Annotated in this window: 18 protein-coding genes; 9 read left to right on the top strand and 9 right to left on the bottom strand. The window is 46.1% G+C overall.

Going from position 1 to position 19,412, the window contains the following annotated elements:
* Nucleotides 1–30 precede the first annotated feature (30 nt).
* Complete coding sequence (locus E5Y90_RS01785; RefSeq protein ID WP_151204010.1) at nt 31–1,038, bottom strand: AraC family transcriptional regulator; 1,008 nt, start codon at nt 1,036–1,038, stop codon at nt 31–33.
* Between the two features lie 230 nt (nt 1,039–1,268).
* Here E5Y90_RS01785 and infA point away from each other — a divergent pair, with 230 nt between their 5' ends.
* Both infA and E5Y90_RS01775 read left to right on the top strand, forming a co-directional pair.
* Nucleotides 1,269–1,490: a translation initiation factor IF-1 gene (gene infA / locus E5Y90_RS01780; protein ID WP_001284370.1), complete on the top strand. Its 222-nt coding sequence runs from the start codon at nt 1,269–1,271 to the stop codon at nt 1,488–1,490.
* A 292-nt stretch (nt 1,491–1,782) separates the two neighbouring features.
* Nucleotides 1,783–2,202, top strand: coding sequence for a hypothetical protein (locus E5Y90_RS01775; protein WP_174659231.1), 420 nt, complete (start codon nt 1,783–1,785; stop codon nt 2,200–2,202).
* Between the two features lie 61 nt (nt 2,203–2,263).
* Here the strand turns inward: E5Y90_RS01775 and leuB are convergent, their stop codons facing one another.
* The 4 genes from leuB to leuC all read right to left on the bottom strand — a co-directional run bounded on the left by leuB (nt 2,264) and on the right by leuC (nt 6,216).
* On the bottom strand, nt 2,264–3,343 hold the full coding sequence (gene leuB / locus E5Y90_RS01770) for a 3-isopropylmalate dehydrogenase (protein ID WP_151204012.1): 1,080 nt from the start codon (nt 3,341–3,343) through the stop codon (nt 2,264–2,266).
* A gap of 40 nt (nt 3,344–3,383) precedes the next feature.
* The gene (locus E5Y90_RS01765; protein ID WP_151204013.1) at nt 3,384–3,947 is read right to left on the bottom strand and encodes a hypothetical protein; all 564 of its coding nucleotides are present in this window, start codon (nt 3,945–3,947) and stop codon (nt 3,384–3,386) included.
* Nucleotides 3,948–4,034: 87 nt separating this feature from the next.
* Nucleotides 4,035–4,685, bottom strand: a complete 651-nt coding sequence (leuD, locus tag E5Y90_RS01760) for a 3-isopropylmalate dehydratase small subunit (protein WP_151207065.1) — start codon at nt 4,683–4,685, stop codon at nt 4,035–4,037.
* Nucleotides 4,686–4,782: 97 nt separating this feature from the next.
* The gene (leuC, locus tag E5Y90_RS01755) at nt 4,783–6,216 is read right to left on the bottom strand and encodes a 3-isopropylmalate dehydratase large subunit (RefSeq protein WP_174659230.1); all 1,434 of its coding nucleotides are present in this window, start codon (nt 6,214–6,216) and stop codon (nt 4,783–4,785) included.
* A gap of 370 nt (nt 6,217–6,586) precedes the next feature.
* On the opposite strand from leuC, the gene E5Y90_RS01750 reads away from it, so the two are divergent.
* The 3 genes from E5Y90_RS01750 (at nt 6,587) to ovoA (ending at nt 10,463) form a co-directional block, all read left to right on the top strand.
* Nucleotides 6,587–6,835: a DUF2061 domain-containing protein gene (locus tag E5Y90_RS01750; RefSeq protein WP_174660537.1), complete on the top strand. Its 249-nt coding sequence runs from the start codon at nt 6,587–6,589 to the stop codon at nt 6,833–6,835.
* Nucleotides 6,836–7,262: 427 nt separating this feature from the next.
* Entirely contained in the window at nt 7,263–8,132 is an 870-nt protein-coding gene (locus tag E5Y90_RS01745) for a LysR family transcriptional regulator (protein WP_174659229.1), read from the top strand.
* Between the two features lie 147 nt (nt 8,133–8,279).
* Nucleotides 8,280–10,463 carry a 5-histidylcysteine sulfoxide synthase gene (ovoA, locus tag E5Y90_RS01740; RefSeq protein ID WP_174659228.1) on the top strand — a complete coding sequence of 728 codons (2,184 nt, stop codon included), beginning with the start codon at nt 8,280–8,282 and terminating at the stop codon, nt 10,461–10,463.
* A gap of 94 nt (nt 10,464–10,557) precedes the next feature.
* On the opposite strand, the gene E5Y90_RS01735 is transcribed toward ovoA, so the two are convergent.
* Together E5Y90_RS01735 and E5Y90_RS01730 are read right to left on the bottom strand one after the other, a co-directional pair.
* Nucleotides 10,558–10,797, bottom strand: a complete 240-nt coding sequence (locus E5Y90_RS01735; RefSeq protein ID WP_151204018.1) for a DUF2789 domain-containing protein — start codon at nt 10,795–10,797, stop codon at nt 10,558–10,560.
* A 163-nt stretch (nt 10,798–10,960) separates the two neighbouring features.
* Nucleotides 10,961–11,611, bottom strand: coding sequence for an HAD family hydrolase (locus tag E5Y90_RS01730; RefSeq protein ID WP_174659227.1), 651 nt, complete (start codon nt 11,609–11,611; stop codon nt 10,961–10,963).
* A 185-nt stretch (nt 11,612–11,796) separates the two neighbouring features.
* Here E5Y90_RS01730 and E5Y90_RS01725 point away from each other — a divergent pair, with 185 nt between their 5' ends.
* Together E5Y90_RS01725 and ptsP are read left to right on the top strand one after the other, a co-directional pair.
* Nucleotides 11,797–12,279, top strand: coding sequence for an RNA pyrophosphohydrolase (locus tag E5Y90_RS01725; RefSeq protein ID WP_151204020.1), 483 nt, complete (start codon nt 11,797–11,799; stop codon nt 12,277–12,279).
* Between the two features lie 88 nt (nt 12,280–12,367).
* Complete coding sequence (gene ptsP, locus E5Y90_RS01720; protein WP_174659226.1) at nt 12,368–14,665, top strand: phosphoenolpyruvate--protein phosphotransferase; 2,298 nt, start codon at nt 12,368–12,370, stop codon at nt 14,663–14,665.
* Here ptsP and E5Y90_RS01715 read toward each other — a convergent pair.
* The gene (locus E5Y90_RS01715; protein WP_174659225.1) at nt 14,662–14,859 is read right to left on the bottom strand and encodes a DUF7230 family protein; all 198 of its coding nucleotides are present in this window, start codon (nt 14,857–14,859) and stop codon (nt 14,662–14,664) included. The two genes, ptsP and E5Y90_RS01715, sit on opposite strands and share 4 nt — an antisense overlap.
* 278 nt (nt 14,860–15,137) lie before the next feature.
* On the bottom strand, nt 15,138–16,787 hold the full coding sequence (locus tag E5Y90_RS01710) for an acyl-CoA dehydrogenase family protein (RefSeq protein WP_174659224.1): 1,650 nt from the start codon (nt 16,785–16,787) through the stop codon (nt 15,138–15,140).
* Nucleotides 16,788–17,319: 532 nt separating this feature from the next.
* Between E5Y90_RS01710 and E5Y90_RS01705 the strand changes: the two genes are divergently transcribed.
* Together E5Y90_RS01705 and E5Y90_RS01700 are read left to right on the top strand one after the other, a co-directional pair.
* Entirely contained in the window at nt 17,320–18,840 is a 1,521-nt protein-coding gene (locus E5Y90_RS01705) for a catalase (RefSeq protein WP_174659223.1), read from the top strand.
* A 95-nt stretch (nt 18,841–18,935) separates the two neighbouring features.
* The gene (locus E5Y90_RS01700) at nt 18,936–19,379 is read left to right on the top strand and encodes a thiol-disulfide oxidoreductase DCC family protein (RefSeq protein WP_151204025.1); all 444 of its coding nucleotides are present in this window, start codon (nt 18,936–18,938) and stop codon (nt 19,377–19,379) included.
* Nucleotides 19,380–19,412 lie beyond the last annotated feature (33 nt).

Here is a 19,412-nt window from a genome sequence, read left to right as displayed (position 1 = left end):
CTCATGTTAGGAGGGACTTAGGGAGGTAACTTAACGCTGTTTGCGCTTGCGATATTCTACTGGGGTCTCATTGGTCCAGCGTTTAAAAGCCCGATAGAATGTACTCGGCTCTGAAAATCCGGTCAGATAGACAATCCGTTCAACACTTTCATTGGTGCCAGCGAGCAAACGTTTGGCCAGACGACAGCGATAATCTGAAAGAATCTGCTGAAAGCTGGTATTGGCTTCACTGAGCTGGGTTCGCAAACGGCGTGGCGTAATATTCAGCTGTGCCGCCACCGTTTCCAAAGTGGTTTCGCCACTTTCCAGGGTGGAACCAATCGCACGGCGTACTTCCCCCACCAGATCATAGCGTGCCAGTTCCTGCAACTTTTCAATTGCTAACTGCTCATGCAGCTGTAACAGTTCCGGTTCTGCCTGCCACAGTGGATAATCGAGAATACTGGGATCAAAATATAATCGGGTCTCTTTTTGTCCTAGGCTGACCGGACATTCATAAACACGGAAATATTCATCATCGGTTGCTCCTCTGGAAAAGTTAAAGTCGATATAAATCGGTTCAAAGCGTCCTTCTGTAATAAATTTAAAAAAGCGCAGCACGCCTGACATCGCACATTCGGTAAAATGCCGGTTAACCAGACTTTCTGGAAAACGCTGTTCTCCATTACTCAGATAGCAGCGATCATCCTCAATGACCAGTTTAGCATCAAAGGCATCACTGATCAGACGCTGATAGGCCAATGCCCGCTTAAGCCCTTCGCCAAAGTTTTCAGAAGAGATAAACAGATGTTCAATCACTTGCCCTCGATAAAGCGGTAAATGCTCACCCAGATGTAAGCCGATATCTGGATCCTTACTGACTTCTTCTGCGGCAACCCAGAAGGCATACTGAGCACTTAATGGAGTACGATCATTGGCCTCCACCTGATTTAAAGCCACTCCGGCTTTGCTCAGAAGCTCTTCTGTAGGTAACCCTGCACGACGAATTGCCTGATAACCTAAACGCAATACGACGGATGCATCCGTTAGCTGACTCACTCAAAAACCTTCCTTGTATGTACTTCATTTATACTTAAAAAGATTAAAATTAGATTAACTGCGATTGACCAAACTGACAACACAAACTCGCATTTTTTTAGTTAAAACTTTTGTACACCGCTTTGCTTGTTTTACTGACAGATGATCAGTCTACCGCCCGTTTCATCTTGCTTTTCGCAAAAAAATCGCCTATAATTTGCGCCTTTCCAATTTATTCATTCAGGTAGGCTATGGCCAATAAAGAGGAACTCATCGAGTTCGAAGGCGTTGTCACCGAGACGCTTCCTAATACTATGTTCCGTGTACGTTTAGAGAACGGTCACGAAGTGATTGCCCACATTTCAGGTAAAATGCGTAAACACTATATTCGTATTTTGACTGGCGATAGTGTGAAGGTAGAAATGACTCCTTATGATTTGACTAAGGGTCGTATCACTTATCGTGCACGCTAAGTTTGAGCGGAAGCAAAAAGCCACTTTTTAGTGGCTTTTTTTGTCCCTGATGACTCTTTTTATACCTGTTATATCTGAAAAATTTTGCCGAATCTCTAGAGCACCTCAATGCTTTCTATTAAATCTCCACCCATTTAAAAACTATAAAACCAATAGTTGGCCCTGATCGCTCTAAAGCCAGCTCAGCATTTGCCTAAACGCCAGATGATGCAATTGGCCGTCTGCCAAATTACAACAATATCACTTCCCAACTTTACTATAATTTTCATATCGCCCTGATGGGAGTGAAATTATGTTATTTGCTTATCCAAAGGCAGCCAGCTCGCTTGGATTATTCACTGCTCTGCTATTCTCCTTGAGCGCCTGCACTTCTACTCTCAGCAGCTCTCAAGTGGATCGGGAAGCTTATCTACAGAGCTTTATTGGGCAAAGTAGCGAACTGATTGACCAGAATCTGGACTTGAAACGTTTAGGCTATCAGCAGATCAGCGGGCCGCATCTGAGCGAGCAACAACTCAGCTATATTGTACAGCGTCCCCTCACGATTCCTTTGCCCATTGCCCAGTTTCCAGCAGCAGGCACAGGCGCTGTCCCAATACCGACCAATATCAGCCCTGTGACTGGTTATGATGTCAATCTGCAATGCAAGATCAGCTTTCTGCTTAAAAACAATATTGCCACTGCGGTTCGTACTACTGGCCGCACCTGCTGACAGGTTAAATCTGAGTACATAAAAAACGCAGCTCAAGCTGCGTTTTTTCACCTTATCTGATTTAGTTCAATGCAGCGACGACAGCCTGGCCCATTTCCACTGTACCCACTTTCTGCATGCCTTCAGACATAATATCAGTCGTACGCAGACCTTGATCCAGTACATTACCAACCGCGTCTTCAATGGCTTTTGCCGCCTCTTCTGCACGGAAGGTGTACCGTAGCATCATCGCTACAGACAGAATAGTCGCTAAGGGGTTAGCAATATTCTGACCCGCAATATCAGGCGCCGAACCATGACAAGGCTCATACATGCCTTTGCCGTTTTCATCCAAGGACGCCGATGGCAGCATACCAATTGAACCGGTCAGCATCGCGGCTTCATCAGACAGGATGTCACCAAACAGGTTCCCGGTCACGATCACATCAAACTGTTTTGGCGCACGTACCAGTTGCATGGCGGCATTATCGACATACATATGTGAAAGGTTGATATTTGGATAGTGTTCTTCTTTCAATGCCGTGACAGTTTGCTTCCAAAGCTCGGTGACTTCCAGCACGTTGGCTTTATCTACCGAACACACTTTACCACCACGTAAACTGGCCATTTCAAATGCAACTTTGGCAATACGCTTGATTTCAGATTCTGAATAGACATCAGTGTTATAACCCTGCTTCTCGCCATTTTCCAATTCACGGATACCACGTGGCTGACCGAAGTAAATACCACCTGTTAATTCGCGTACGATCAGAATATCCAGACCTGCCACAATCTCAGGCTTTAAACTTGAAGCATCAGCCAGTTGCGGATAAAGAATCGCTGGACGCAGGTTGGCAAATAAATTCAGTTCACTGCGTAATTTTAACAGGCCACGTTCAGGACGGATCGAGCGTTCAATGTTATCCCATTGAGGACCACCCACTGCACCCAGCAAAATCGCATCGGCTTTTTTGGCCTGCTCAGAGGTTACTTCCGGATAAGGCGAACCATGCGCATCAATCGCAGCACCACCGAGTAAGCCCTGTTCCCATGTTAAACCCAGATTAAATTTTTCATTAACTCGTGTCAGCACTTGCTCTGCGGCTTTTACGATTTCAGGACCAATACCGTCACCAGCTAAAATCAAAATTTGTTTAGACATGAGATTTTCCATTTATAGGGTCAGGCAGGTGCCTGAGGGGTTAAATTTTTCTTTCTACAAACTCTGCAATCCCGGTGACTGCGTTATAAGGTTTGCAAAAACGACGAATGGTTTTCTGCTCCTGTAGTAAATCCACACAAAGCGGATCTGGTGCAGAGGCATTTAATAAACTTTTATTATGTGCTTTACGCTCACGATACATTTTAAAGGTATAGTTCTGGTTGGCCTTGAAACGCTGGAACAGGTGCAGGGTTTCGGCCTTATCCTTGCTAATCGGATAAAAACGTACCACCAGTTCATGCTGTCCTGCCGGTACCGATAAATAAATCGGGTTCGCCTGCTTCAGGTTTTCGGCCTGCAAGCGCACCAGATTCTGCTTCATCGCTTCGGCACTGATTCGGCCATTGCCGGCATGGACAATCGGGGTTTCATTCCAACGCTCAAACTGACAGTCCGATGTTCCAGCACAGTAAATCCGGGCATGGGATGGATTTGGCGTATTATCCTGTCCATGCTTGAGTTTCAGGGTATCGATACTTTGACACGCGCCCAACAGCATCGATACTGCAGTTAAAGCAAGCCACTGTTTCCAATCATTTGCCATAAGATCTGTCTTACCCATCAAAAAAACTCAATAATCTTTTGATATTAGCAAGGGTCAAGCAGTCATGCCATGATAATTTTTACTGTTTTATGGCTGAATTTCAGCAAATACCCATGGACGTGATTGCTTGGTTTTTTCTTCATAGGCACGAATATCATCTGCTGCCTGTAAAGTTAAACCAATATCATCCAAACCATTCAACAAACAATGCTTGCGGAATGGATCGACTTCAAATTTAAAAGCCTCACCCGCTGGGGTACGAACTTCCTGCGCTTCCAGATCAATGGTCAACCGATAACCTTCACTCGCCGCACATTCTTTAAATAACTGATCTACAATTTCTTCAGACAAAATGACCGGCAACATGCCATTTTTAAAGCTGTTATTAAAGAAAATATCAGCATAGCTTGGTGCAATCACGGTGCGGAAACCATACTCTTCCAAAGCCCAGGGTGCATGTTCACGACTTGAACCACACCCAAAGTTAGCCCGAGAAATTAAGATCGTTGCACCTTGATAACGCGGCTGGTTCAACACAAAATCTGGATTGATAGGACGTTTTGAATTGTCTTGACCCGGATAGCCTTCATCCAGATAACGTAATTCATCAAATAAGTTATCGCCAAAACCTGTACGTTTGATCGATTTCAAAAACTGCTTTGGAATGATTAAATCGGTATCCACATTGGCACGGTCTAATGGTGCAACGATACCTTGTTCAACGGTATATTTTTTCATGATTATTTCCCAATGAATCCGTAACCTCTCCCTCATCCTCTCCTCACCTAAGAGGGTATTCGTTCTCCCTCAGGGAAGGTTGGAATGAGGACTTAAATTAGAATGAACGCACATCCACAAAGTGACCGGCAATGGCGGCAGCAGCGGCCATCGCTGGACTCACCAGATGAGTACGACCGCCATTGCCCTGACGACCTTCGAAGTTACGGTTAGAGGTGGACGCACAATGTTCACCCGGTTGCAATTTGTCAGCATTCATTGCCAAACACATTGAACACCCCGGTTCGCGCCATTCAAAGCCCGCTTCAATCAAGATTTTGTCCAAACCTTCAGCTTCAGCTTGGGCTTTGACCAAACCAGAACCAGGAACCACCATGGCCTGTTTAATGCTACTGGCCACTCTTTTGCCTTTCGCAACTTCAGCGGCTGCACGAATATCTTCAATACGCGAGTTGGTACAAGAACCAATAAACACACGGTCTAATTGAATATCCGCCAAGGCTTGACCTGCGGTTAAACCCATATAGTTATATGCACGGGTCCAGTCATTGCGTTGCACCTCATCTCTGGCCTGTTCCAACGTTGGAACAGCAGCAGACACAGGAATCACCATTTCAGGAGAAGTTCCCCATGATACTTGTGGTTCAATCTCTTCGCCTTGTAACACGACTACTGTGTCAAAGTGCGCACCTTCATCAGAATGCAAGGTATTCCAATACGCAACTGCAGCATCCCACTGTTCGCCTTTCGGTGCATAAGGACGGCCTTTCACATATTCAATCGTTTTGTCATCGACAGCCACCATACCCACACGCGCCCCGCCTTCAATGGCCATGTTACAGACTGTCATACGACCTTCCATGGACATATCACGGAACACTTGACCGCCAAATTCAATCGCGTGACCCGTACCGCCCGCGGTCCCAATTTTACCAATAATGGCCAAGACCACGTCTTTCGGGGTAACGCCCTGACCCAACTTGCCGTCCACGCGGACCAGCATGTTCTTCATTTTCTTTTGAACCAAGCACTGGGTAGCCAATACATGTTCAACTTCTGAAGTTCCAATGCCATGAGCCAAACAGCCGAATGCGCCATGTGTTGCAGTATGCGAGTCACCACAGACCACCGTCATCCCCGGCAAGGTCAATCCCTGTTCTGGACCGACAACGTGAGCAATCCCTTGGCGAATATCGTTAATATCAAACTGCACCACATTAAAGGTCTTACAGTTATCATCCAAGGTTTGGACCTGAATACGTGAAGTATCATCTTCAATCCCGGCAATTCCTTCAGAACGTTCTTTGGTTGAGGTCGGAACGTTATGGTCAGGAGTCGCCACGTTGGCACTTAAACGCCAAGGCTTACGGCCCGCAAGCTGCAAGCCTTCAAATGCCTGTGGAGAAGTCACTTCATGCAATAAATGGCGGTCGATATACAGTAATGCAGAGCCATCATCTCGTTGTTTTACTAAATGGTCATCCCACAATTTGTCATACAAAGTCTTTGCTTTTTGGTTGTCGCCTGCCATGTCGATGTGCTCCACTGGACTGGGTAATTCTTTCATTGATATTGATTATAACCACGTTTTTACATAAATCTAATTTATCGTTTTTATTAATTAAAAAACCTTTTGGAATATTTTAAACCTGTTTTACTCAGCGCCTGATCTGCTTAAACGCAAAGATTTTAAGTAGGTTTTCAGGAGTTTCCCTGCCTTTATACTCTTATTCTCCCCCTAGTTTGCTTTCTATTTTCCGTATGAATCTAGCTGTTTTCTGCCACCTTTTATCCTCTGTAAGAACCATCATTCAATAAACCAATAATCATCAATCAGAATTTCTTTTTTACCTTTTAAATGGTAATAATTATCATTTAATAAACTCCAGTCTTTAGTGGTGATCGTTATGGCTCGCATTCAACATTTTATCCACAGCAACCAGCGTATTTTCAAAAAGACCTTAAGTTATTACCTCATGCACATTACGGTCGCCATGCTCGTTACTTATGTAGTCACCGGCAATGTATGGATGGCAATCACTCTCAGCTTACTTGAACCGACTGTGCAAGCCTTTGCTTTCTTCTTTCATGAACAGATATGGAATCGAAAAGGCCAGAAACAGGCATCCACGCAAGACATTAAAGCTTAAGCCTAGTCCAGAGTAGTTATGAACTGGAGGTGCCAATCGCCACCACCTCCCCCACAACTACTGCAACAACGGTCACAACGACTCATGGCAGATCCTGAATCGTGACAACGTTCATAGAGAGCGTCCGCTAAAGAAGATCAACTGCTCCTCGATAACTCTGAAAGTTCAGCCGGATCATCTCAAAAATCATCTCTCTGTGAAATACAAAGCAGTGGATGGATGCACAGGCAGATGTCTCTTATCGGGAGGATTAGATGAATCTTGCAGACGTGTCCCAATGCGCTGAGAAAAACTTTATTTATTAAAAAATACTCAAATATGAACAAGCTGGCCAATTAATTTTAAATTTACATAATTTCACTTTGATTTATTCCCAAATAATTACAATAATAAAATTAAGTATGAAAATTCTTTATAGGTAATCAAAATGAATCTCACAGCCTTTGAAGCCTTTGTAAAAGTTATGGAAACCGGCTCAATTTCCCTAGCTGCAGATCAGCTTTTTATTACCCAGCCTGCCGTGACCAAACGTATTCATAGTCTGGAAGACTATTTTGGGGTCAAGCTGTTTGAGTCTGCTGGCCGCGGCGTACAGGCCACCCATGCCGCCCATTCACTGCTGCCTAAAGTCAAAAACTGGCTGAACGAGCTGGGAGATATTCATTATACCCTGAGCCATGAACAGGGTCAGATACAGGGAAAATTAAAGATTGGCACCAGCCATCATATTGGCCTGCATCATCTGCCGAGCCATTTACGTAACTATGTGCAACAGTATCCGGATGTCACTCTGGATGTACATTTTGTCGATTCTGAACAGGCGCATGAACAGGTGATTGCCGGTGATCTGGAGCTGGCCTTTCTCACCTTGCCGCCGCGTGGCAATGAACGCCTGAACTATGTCACCATCTGGAATGATCCTCTGGTTTTTGTGGCAGCCCCGTTTCATCCTCTGGCCCAGCAAAAAAAATTGAGTCTGGAAGATTTACTCAATTACCCAAGCCTGTTGCCCTCTTCACAGACCTATACCTCGCAGATCACGCTGGCCGAGTTTGAAAAACGCGGTATCAAACCTAAAGTTACCATGAGCAACAACCCACTGGAATCGATCCGCATGCTGGTATCCATCGGGCTGGGCTGGTCAGTTTTACCGAAAACCCTGGTCAATCATGATTTGCAGCAACTGGATATTAATCTGCAAATGAACCGCAGTCTGGGCATGGTCTGGCATCCGGGCCGAACCCAGTCCAAAGCGGCGGAAGCCCTGGTACAGCTGATGCAAAATCCTGGGCTCTAAATCTGACTCTGCTCTGCTGCATCTATGGCGATGCAGCATTTTGTTACCGAATACCTCGCATCTCATGATGGCTTTAGAGTACTTTTAAGATAAACAAATTCATTTAATACAATGAATACTTAAAATGTATTTGAAGGGACGGACCGGATGCAGCTTCATTCTTATTCCAAAACCTTATCTGCTACGGCACAAGACAGAACTGATGAGGCTGAGCTGTGGCAGTCTCTCAGGCCCAGCCTCAAACCTACGCCGCATCTTGACTTTAAAGATGAGCACAGCGCGCGCAAGGTCTTGCGTGAGTATTTTCTGAATACTTTCGATACCTATGAGCAGTTATTTGACTGTCTAAAAAATGATGAAGCCTATTATCGTAAACCCATCTCTTTACGCCATCCGCTGATTTTTTATTTTGGTCATACGGCGACTTTTTTCATTAATAAATTATTATTAGCCAAACTTGTCCAGGAACGCCTGAATCCACGCTTTGAAAGTCTCTTCGCTATTGGGGTCGATGAAATGAGCTGGGATGATCTGGATGAGCAGAATTATGACTGGCCCAGTGTGCAGGCCGTTCGTGATTACCGGCATCAGGTTCGCGCCCTGATCCTGAATATTCTGGAGCATGCGCCCTTAGCGCTTCCCCTAAACTGGCAACATCCCTGGTGGACCATCATCATGGCGATTGAGCATGAGCGTATTCATCTGGAAACCTCATCGGTGCTGATTCGCCAACATCAATTACACTATGTGCAAAACCATCCGTTGTGGCGTGCCAATGTGATCACCGGCATTGCTCCCGAAAACCGCCTGCTGGCCGTTCCTGCTGGACCGGTCATTTTAGATAAAGATTTTCACAGCCCCTTTTATGGCTGGGACAATGAATATGGCCATCATCACGCCGACATTCCAGCCTTTGAGGCGGCGCAATATCTGGTGTCGAATCAGGAATTCTTAGAGTTTGTCGAAGCAGACGGCTATCAATATCCCGATTACTGGAGTGAAGAAGGACAGCAATGGTTAGAATTTTCTCAGGCGACCTATCCCACCTTTTGGGTCAAGACTGAACTTGGCTGGTTCCTGCGGCTGATGCTGGAAGAGGTTCACATGCCTTGGGACTGGCCGGTAGAGGTAAATTATCATGAAGCCAAAGCTTTCTGTCAGTGGAAATCACAGCAGCTCGATCAGCCGATTCGTCTGCCCAGCGAGGATGAATGGTATCGGCTCTATACTGTGTCGGGTCTGGACCCGACTCTACCCAGTCCGGCACAGGCCAATATCGAACTGAAATATGCACCCCACTCCTGCCCGGTTGATCAGTTTCAGCAGGGCGATTTTTATGATGTTCAGGGCAATGTCTGGCAATGGACCGAAACTGCCATTTATCCGTTTGAAGGCTTTCAGGTACATCCTTTTTATGATGATTTTAGTACCCCTACTTTTGATGGCCAGCATCACCTGATTAAAGGCGGCTCCTGGATTTCAGCCGGAAATGAGGCCTTACACAGTTCACGTTATGCCTTTAGACGGCATTTTTTCCAGCATGCCGGTTTTCGTTATGTGGCAGCCGCGGATGCCTTACCACAATTCCAGTCGCAGTATGAAAGTGATCAGCTGGTCTCGCAATATCTGGAATTCCAGTATGGCGCTGATTATTTCAATGTTTCCAACTTTGCCCAGACGCTGGTCAATCTGGCGCGTCCTTATTTCCAAGCCACGCCCTGCCACAAAGCACTTGATGTCGGCTGTGCCACCGGACGTGCCAGCTTTGAACTGGCACGTGACTTTGATCAGGTCACCGGGCTGGACTTTTCCGCACGGTTTATCCAGATGGGCGTAAAACTGATTCAGGAAGATCGCCTGCACTACCGCATTCCAGTCGAAGGTGACCTGATGGAGGATAAAAGCTTTAGCTTAAAGGAACTAGGACTGGCGCAGCACAAATCCAGAGTTGAATTCTTCCAAGCCGATGCCTGTAACCTGAAACCGCATTTTAAAGAATATGATTTTATTCTGGCTGCCAATCTGCTGGACCGCCTGCATCATCCCAAAGCCTTCCTGAAGGAGATTTATAAACGCCTGAATATTGGTGGAATCCTGATGCTGAGTTCGCCCTATACCTGGATGGAAGATCATACGGCGCGCAGTGAATGGCTGGGTGGTTTTGTACAAGATGGAAAAGCCTTAACCACACTCGAAGGAATTTCGGCGCTTCTCAATGAACATTTCGAGCTGCTGGCTGAACCGCAGGATGTGCCCTTTGTCATTCGTGAAACTGCACGTAAATATCAGCATAGTCTGGCGCAGCTCACGATCTGGAAACGCACTCATTAATCTAGTCCAAGACCAGAAGTTTTTTAGTAAAAATTAAAAAAAAGAGGAAGATACCAGGTCTTCCTCTTTTTTCTTTCTAAGCCCTTAAAATGGCTTAACGGGTTGTTTCATGTAAGGATTCATTGAGCTGATCGACTACAATCGCCCATTCTCCATCTGATGCAATTTTTTCTGTCAGAAACTGACGTTGAGCTTCATTCCAGAAAGGAGCTTCCAGTAAGGTCAGATCTTTATGTAACTGGTGCTCGTGAATAAATTTGGCAATTCCTTCTTCACTTGAATCCAGACCTAACTGTGCAAATAAATGTGTCATACGCGGTCGAACTAGAGTCATATTCAGCACCTCAGCTTTTGCTATTGTTATCATGTTATGGCTATTTTGTGTCCCTGAGCATAGCATGTTTGTTCCGGCACGCGCAGCCTAAAAAGTACTGCGACTTTCGTCCTAGTGGGCATAAAAAAGCACAACCGGCGTTGTGCTGTAGCACTACAATAAATTAAATTGACCAGTCCTGAATGTCCCAGCCTTGCTCAATGGCAAGCGCTTTCAGGCGGTCATCCGGATTGACAGCAATGGCATGGTCAGCATACTCCAGCAGGAAACGGTCATTAATCGAATCAGAATAGGCCCACGACTCTTGCACCTGACGGCCTGCCAGCCACTGATCCAGACGTGCCAGCTTGCCTTGCTGATAGCAGGCAATATTAATCACCTTGCCGGTATATTTACCCTCCACCCTTTCAGCATTGGTGGCAATAATCTCGCTAATACCAAACTCCTGGAAAATAGGCGCGGTAATAAAGTCCGACGTCGCGGTGATTCCCACAATTTCATGGCCGGCCTCCTTATGACGCTGAATGGCTTTAAAACCCTCCGGACGCATTTGCGGGCGAATCACTTTTTGCATGAACAATTGATGTAATTCGGTCAGATAATCCTGCTCATGTCGGGTTAAAAACTGGAATACAAATTCGTTATAGGCAATCGGGTCCAGCTGGCCTTTTTTATAATCTTCATAAAATTTATCGTTTATGGCGCGATGCTGAACTGGATCAACCAGACCTTCATGAACCAAAAACTCTCCCCAAGAATGATCTGAATCAGTATTTAACAAGGTGTGATCGAGATCAAATAGTGCCAATTTCATGAAAATACTCGTAAAAACTGAAATTTAAGAAAAAATTTGTAAATCTATCTCCGCTAGTCGATAGAAATTCGTTAAGATCATAACAATTTTAACATTTTTAAACTTTGCTTTTTGTGTGCAGGATAAAGAAATAAACATCCCCCAGAAGCAAAGGCATAAATTAAACAAATTTTTTAGGTAGCCAAATGATCGACTCTGAAGGTTTCCGACCGAATGTCGGGATCATTTTGGCAAACGATGCTGGACAGGTTTTATGGGCAAAACGCATTGGTCATAATGCATGGCAATTTCCACAAGGCGGGATCCAATTTGGAGAAACCCCCGAGCAGGCACTCTATCGTGAGCTGAGAGAAGAAGTTGGCTTACTGCCTGAACATGTCCAAATAGTTGCGCAAACCAAAGGCTGGTTGCGTTATCGTTTGCCACACCGCTATATACGTACGGATTCAGATCCGGTATGTATCGGTCAAAAGCAAAAGTGGTTTTTACTCAAATTGACGGCGCCGGTACAGCACATTCAGTTGAACCTGTCCGACCCACCAGAATTTGATCAGTGGCAATGGGTCAGTTATTGGTATCCATTGGGCCAGGTCGTGAATTTTAAACGTGATGTTTATCGCAAGGCAATGATCGAGTTGTGCCAGCAGCTCCCACAGCAAAAACCTTAAAAAATCGCATCAATATGCAGATTTTTTGGCTGGCTATTGTTATAAATAAGTATCCGATTAAAATTCTGAGTATGACGGAGCAGAACTGATGTCAAATATGCAACTGGACACTTTAAGACGCATTGTTCAAGAAATCAATGCCTCGGCCAGTTTGCATGAATCTCTCGAGATTATGGTCAATCATGTGGCTGCCGCCATGCATGTGGATGTCTGCTCCATCTATCTACTGGATGAACGCAACCAGCGTTATCTATTGATGGCTTCTAAGGGTCTAAACTCTGAGTCTGTCGGTCATGTCTCCTTGCATACCAGTGAAGGTCTGGTGGGTCTGGTCGGGCAGCGTGAAGAAATCGTCAACCTTGATAATGCCTCCAAACACGAACGCTTTATGTACCTGCCCGCAACCGGAGAAGAGATTTATAACTCTTTTCTCGGCGTGCCGGTCATGTACCGTCGCAAAGTGATGGGTGTACTGGTGGTCCAGAACAAAGAACCTCAGGATTTCTCTGAAGCAGCGGAATCTTTTCTGGTTACGCTTTGTGCCCAGCTGTCGGGCGTGATTGCACATGCCCACGCGGTTGGCAATATTGATGTCTTTCGCAAGCCCAGCAATCTGCCTGCCTATAAAACCTTTCAGGGAATCTCTGGCTCTGGCGGAATTGCACTGGGCCGCGCTGTTATTCTTTATCCGCCTGCCGATCTGGGCGCTGTACCAGATCGCGAAGCCGACGATATTAGTGAAGAATTACAGCTTCTGGACAATGCCCTAGACTCAGTGCGTGAAGAAATTCAGGCGCTGGATGAAAAAATGCAGGATGCACTGATGGCCGAAGAACGCGCTCTGTTTAGTGTGTTCCTGCGCATGCTGGATGAAAATGCCCTGCCGGCTGAAATTAAAGCTGAAATTCGTGATGGAAACTGGGCACAAGGCGCAGTCCGTATTGTAATTGATAGCCATGTGGCCCAGTTCGCCCAGATGGAAGATGACTATTTACGGGAACGGGTTGCAGATCTGAAAGATCTGGGACGGCGCATTCTGGCACGCTTACAGGAAGCGGATTCCAGCCACCGTGAACTCACCGACGAAAGTATCCTGATTGGTGAAGAAATTTCGACGGCTGCTCTGGTCGAATTGCCGGTCGATAAGATTGCAGCGATTGTAACCTCTGAAGGGGCCATGAACTCGCATATGGTCATTGTGGCACGTGCCCTCGGCATTCCTACCGTGGTCGGGGTGACCGAGCTGCCAATCAGTAGCATTGATGATGTAGAAATGATTGTGGATGCACATCAGGGCCGGGTGTTTATCAATCCGCCGCGCCGCCTGCGTACCCGTTATAAAGAAATTCAAAAAGAAGAAGAACTGATTGCCAAAGATCTGCGGCAGTATGAAACCAAGGATACCATTACCCCTGATGGCATTGTGGTGAAACTGTATGTCAATACCGGCCTGATGATTGATGTGGTTCGTGGCGTTCAACGGGGTGCCAAAGGCGTTGGCCTTTATCGCTCTGAAATTCCTTTTATGCTGCGAGATCGCTTTCCTGGTGAAGAAGAGCAGCGCGCCATTTACCGCCAGCAGCTGAGCCATTTTGCCAACAAACCGGTGGTCATGCGTACCCTGGATATTGGTGCCGACAAGGATCTGCCTTATTTTTCCATTGAAGAAGAAAATTCAGCCTTGGGCTGGCGTGGCATCCGTTTTACCCTCGATCATCCGGAGATTTTCTCTTCCCAGATTCGCGCCATGCTGAAAGCCAGTATCGGGCTGAATAATCTGCATATTCTGCTGCCAATGGTGACCAGTGTCAGCGAAGTCGAAGAAGCCTTATATTTGCTGGAACGCGACCATCATGCCGTTCAGGAAGAAGAACAGGTCAAAATTACCAAACCCAAAATCGGTATTATGGTGGAAGTGCCCAGTATCTTATATCAGATTGATGAGTTCTCGGAACTGGTGGACTTTTTTTCGGTCGGCTCCAATGACCTGACCCAGTACTTGCTGGCAGTTGACCGTAATAATCCGCGGGTGGCCAATGTCTATTCTCATTTGCATCCTGCTGTCTTACGCGCGCTGGACCGCCTGGTTCAAGACTGTCATCGTAATGAAAAGCCGGTCAGTATTTGTGGTGAAATGGCAGGAGATCCGCTTTCTGCAATTCTATTGATGGCAATGGGCTTTAATACCCTGTCGATGAGTTCCAGTAATATTTTGCGGGTCCGCAAGGCGATCTGTCATGTACCGATGAACGATGCGCAAGAGATGCTGGCACATGCCTTAAAAATGGATAATCCTCTGGTGGTGAAAAGCCGGATTGAATATTATTTTAAAACCCATGGTCTGGGGGATATGGTGAAAGCAACCACCCGGATTGTCGGGGCTTAAACACCAGCCGCCAAAAAATGCAGTAATAAAAAAGGGCGATCATCTTGTAGATATCGCCCTTGTTTGTGCTTGGTGTAGCCACGTTTCGCATTTTTCTTCCGGTCTACAAAGACCTGACTCTTGTTGACCTCATGCATGTGTTTCGCCACGAAGTTGTGAATGACCACTTCTGGCAGTGCTTTTTTCTTTGCCATCGCGCTGTCCTTTTTCAGTTGATGAGTTTTAGCCTCGGTTCAGGTTTTCGGTTGAACCAACCTGCACCCCCTGTGGATTTCAGTTATTGCTTATAGGATTAATGGGTTCACGGGGTTGAAATTCAAGCCCGTTCAGCTTGCATTATTTCTTGCATGTAGGCGCTCATTTCCATGAGCTTGAGAGAAGCTGATCATACGCTTTTCTGTACTTTGTACAATGGTTTTTTATTCAGCCAAGCTGGGTGGATTACAGTATCCAGAAAATAGAAGACAGGTTCTTAAGCTGCCAAGACCCGCCCCAACACCCGTTCCACATCCACCTGCTTCGCCTCAATCATTCCCGCCACACGGCCATGAAACCCGCTATAGCGGGTTTGAATAAATCCATCAGCTACATAGTCCGGGGCATGACGTGTCAGCAACACTGCTTGGGCCAAAATCACCAGACGGCTAACCAGACTGCGTCCCATAAACTTTAATTCTTCGGGCGGCTGCTGGAAGAGTTTAAATAAAGACTGCAGTTCCGTTTTTAGCATTTCATTGTGCATAGCGGTAGATGCCCAGTCTTTAAACAGCATTTCCATCGACTCAGGTTCACGTGCAATGGCACGCAGTACATCCAGACACATGACATTGCCTGAACCTTCCCAAATGGTATTTACCGGGGCTTCTTTAAAGATGCGCGCCATAATACCATCGTCAACATAACCATTACCGCCCAAGACTTCCATCGCCTCGCCTGTCAGCTCGACAGCCCGTTTGCAAATCCAGAATTTAGATGCCGGTGTCATGATGCGTTTCCATGCCAGTGCTAAGGCATCATCGGATTCATAACAATGCGCCAAATGGAAACTAAGTTGCATGGCCGCTTCAGTTTCTAAAGCCAAATCTGCCAACACGGCGCGCATCAAGGGCTGTTCAACCAAATGCTTGCCAAAAGCCTTACGCTGACGGGTATAGGCAAGGCATTGTACCAGAGCTTGGCGCAGCATGGCCGTACTGCCCACCGAACAGGTAAGCCGAGTGTAATTCGCCATTTCGATAATCGTGGGAATCCCACGCCCGGCTTCACCAATCATTATGCCCCAGGCCTGATTAAATTCGACCTCGGAGCTGGAATTACTGCGATTGCCGACTTTGTCTTTTAAGCGCTGCACATGAATATTATTTTTTGTGCCATCGTCCAGCCAGCGTGGTACAAAGAAGCAGGCCAATCCTTCCTGCTCGGTTTTCGCCACCACCAAATGTGCATCACACATCGGCGCAGAAAAAAACCATTTATGTCCGGTCAACACATAGGCTTTGCCACGGCCCGGCTCCGCAATTGGCACAGCAATGGTCTGATTCGCCCGCACATCTGAACCACCTTGCTTCTCGGTCATGCCCATGCCTAGCCAAATTGATTTTTTCTGGGCAATCGGTACATCGCGCTCATCATATTCAGTCGATAGCAGTTGCTCACCCAGCTTTGCCCATAGCTCAGGTTCACGCTGGATGAGCGGAATACTGCCCAGCGTCATGGAATTGGGGCACAGGTTGCCACACTCGACCTGTCCAGCCAGATAAAATCGAGCCGCCCACTCCACCCATCTGGATGAGGATTGCGGGTGGTTAAATGGATAGGCATGTGTATCGAAGTGACGGTTCAAGCCCATCCATTTGTGCCAGGAGGGATGAAATTCAATGAAATCTTTACGACGGCCACGGGCATCAAAGGCATGCAAGATGGGAGGATGTTGATTGGCCAGTTCGGCATGTTGATAATATTCGGCTGAACCAGCCATTTGTGCCATTTTAGACAAGGTGGCCTGATCTTGGCTGCCATAGCGCTGTAAAATTTGCTGTAATACGATATCGGTTTCAAATAAATTATAATCCTGCTTTTCATCAAACTGGTTGTGAATTTGATGGGTCGTCCATGTCTGCATTGCTCTAATTCCTGTTTTATTTTTATGGCTGTTTTCATCCCAGTATAGTCAATAAATCGCCCCAGCATAGGCAGTTTTTAAAATAAAAATTTTTATGAAAAATCAGTGAGGCGCATGTGCTGTATAGCTTTTATATGCCAAATGACCTAGGCCAAGACTGCTGTAACGGAGCCATCCACTACAACTCGCCAGACCCGTGAATTCATTTAATTTTAAATAAATAACAAAAACTTGAATGATCGAAATAAACGGTTAATGCAAACATAATATTCTATTTGTCAAAATGCATAATTCTGATTAATCTCAGAGCCTAACACTCCGCTTAGAGCAATAAGATAACCACAACTTTCATGTTATTTTGCTTCTAGACATTTTTGCATTTTTTAATTTTTCGGTTTTTGAAGATCGCATCGCTATAGCAACGCCACTTTAAAATCAATTTACAGAACGGTTCATATTGGATTGAGCGTGATACTCTGCATAGATTCTTCTCGCAGTCCTCAAAATATGATGATAATAATGGAGATATACAATGAGCGATGACTCTAAAAAATGTCCTGTCACGCACCTTACCACTGAAGCTGGTGCGCCTGTTGTAGACAATCAGAACAGCATGACAGCTGGTACACGTGGCCCCGTGCTTGCCCAAGATTTATGGCTGAATGAAAAACTGGCAAATTTTGTGCGTGAAGTGATTCCTGAGCGTCGTATGCATGCCAAAGGTTCGGGCGCTTTCGGTACCTTTACCGTCACCCATGACATTACCCGCTATACCCGTGCCAAGATCTTCTCTGCAGTAGGCAAAAAAACCGAGATGTTCGCGCGTTTTTCTACCGTAGCAGGTGAACGCGGCGCAGCTGATGCAGAACGTGATATTCGCGGTTTTGCCCTGAAATTCTATACGGAAGAAGGGAACTGGGACTTAGTCGGCAACAATACCCCAGTATTCTTCCTGCGTGATCCTCGCAAATTCCCGGACTTAAACAAAGCGGTTAAACGCGATCCAAAAACCAACAAGCGCAGTGCCACCAATAACTGGGATTTCTGGACTTTATTGCCTGAAGCCCTGCATCAGGTGACGATTGTGATGTCAGATCGCGGCATTCCAGATGGCTACCGTCATATGCACGGTTTCGGCAGCCATACCTACAGTTTTATTAATGCCCAAAATGAGCGCTTCTGGGTGAAATTCCACATGCGCACCCAGCAAGGCATTCAAAACCTGACCGATGCGGAAGCAGCAGCGCTGATTGCCAAAGACCGGGAAAGCAGCCAGACCGACCTATTTGATGCCATTGAGCGTGGTGATTTCCCGAAATGGACAATGTACGTGCAGATCATGCCGGAAACAGAGGCAGAAAAAGTCCCCTATCATCCATTTGACCTGACCAAAGTCTGGCCAAAAGGCGACTATCCACTGATTGAAGTGGGTGAGTTCGAGTTGAACCGCAACCCTGAAAACTATTTCCAGGATGTGGAACAGGCGGCATTTGCGCCAAGTAATCTGGTTCCAGGAATCAGCTATTCACCGGACCGCATGTTACAGGCCCGTTTGGTGAACTATGCCGATGCTGTGCGCTACCGTGTTGGCGTGAATCATTCACAAATTCCGGTCAATGCTGCGCGTTGTCCTGTGCATTCGAACCGCCGTGACGGTCAGGGCCGTATGGATGGCAACTATGGTTCATTGCCCCATTATGAGCCAAACAGTTTCAGCCAGTGGCAGGAACAACCAGAGTTCAGAGAACCTCCACTGAAAATTACCGGTGATGCGGATTTCTGGGATTATCGCCAAGACGACAACGATTATTTCAGCCAGCCACGAGCCCTGTTCAACTTGATGAACGATGAACAAAAACAGGCCTTGTTCAATAACACTGCCGGCGCGATGGGGGATGCACTGGATTTCATCAAATACCGCCATATCCGTAATTGCTATGCATGTGAACCTGCATACGGTGAAGGTGTCGCCAAAGCATTGGGCATGACTGTGGCCGATGCACAAGCCGCGCGTGAAAGTGATCCTGCGAAAAACTTACCAAGTTTTCTCTAAAACTTGAGTGAAGAGCCTAAAAAACCACCTTCGGGTGGTTTTTTGTTGGTCGTTCATGCAATATGAAAACAGCCCATCACAAAACAAGTATAACCATGCGCAAGACGCTAGAAGACATCATTCAAGAATACGACATTATTTTATTTGATGCCGTGTGTGTCATCTGCACGCGCTGGGCACGTTTTTTAATCCGATATGACCGAAAAATCCAGTTTAAATTGGTCTCTGCACAATCTCCCTTAGGCTCTGCCCTGCTTCAGCATTATCAGATGTCAACGGAGCAGTATACGACGCTGCTCGTCATTAAAGAGGGGCAGCTCTATACCGAATCGACTGCTGTGCTAAAAGTCATGCAGCAACTCGGCTTGCCTTTTTCATTCATGAATATCGGGTATATTATTCCACGCGTTGCACGCGATTTTCTGTATCGTCAGGTTGCTTTAAACCGTTATCAGTGGTTTGGAAAAACCAATACCTGCCTGCTACCTTCTAGTGAAAATAAGCGCCATTTTCTGGAAGATGTGATGGATGAGTCTTAAGTTTTTAGCTACTTTGTACGGTTTGGCTCAGGA

This window comes from Acinetobacter sp. 10FS3-1 (assembly GCF_013343215.1).
Taxonomy (GTDB): domain Bacteria; phylum Pseudomonadota; class Gammaproteobacteria; order Pseudomonadales; family Moraxellaceae; genus Acinetobacter; species Acinetobacter lwoffii_C.
The sequence above is the reverse complement of the archived record's forward strand: the minus strand, read 5'-3'. Positions and strand labels throughout refer to the sequence as shown.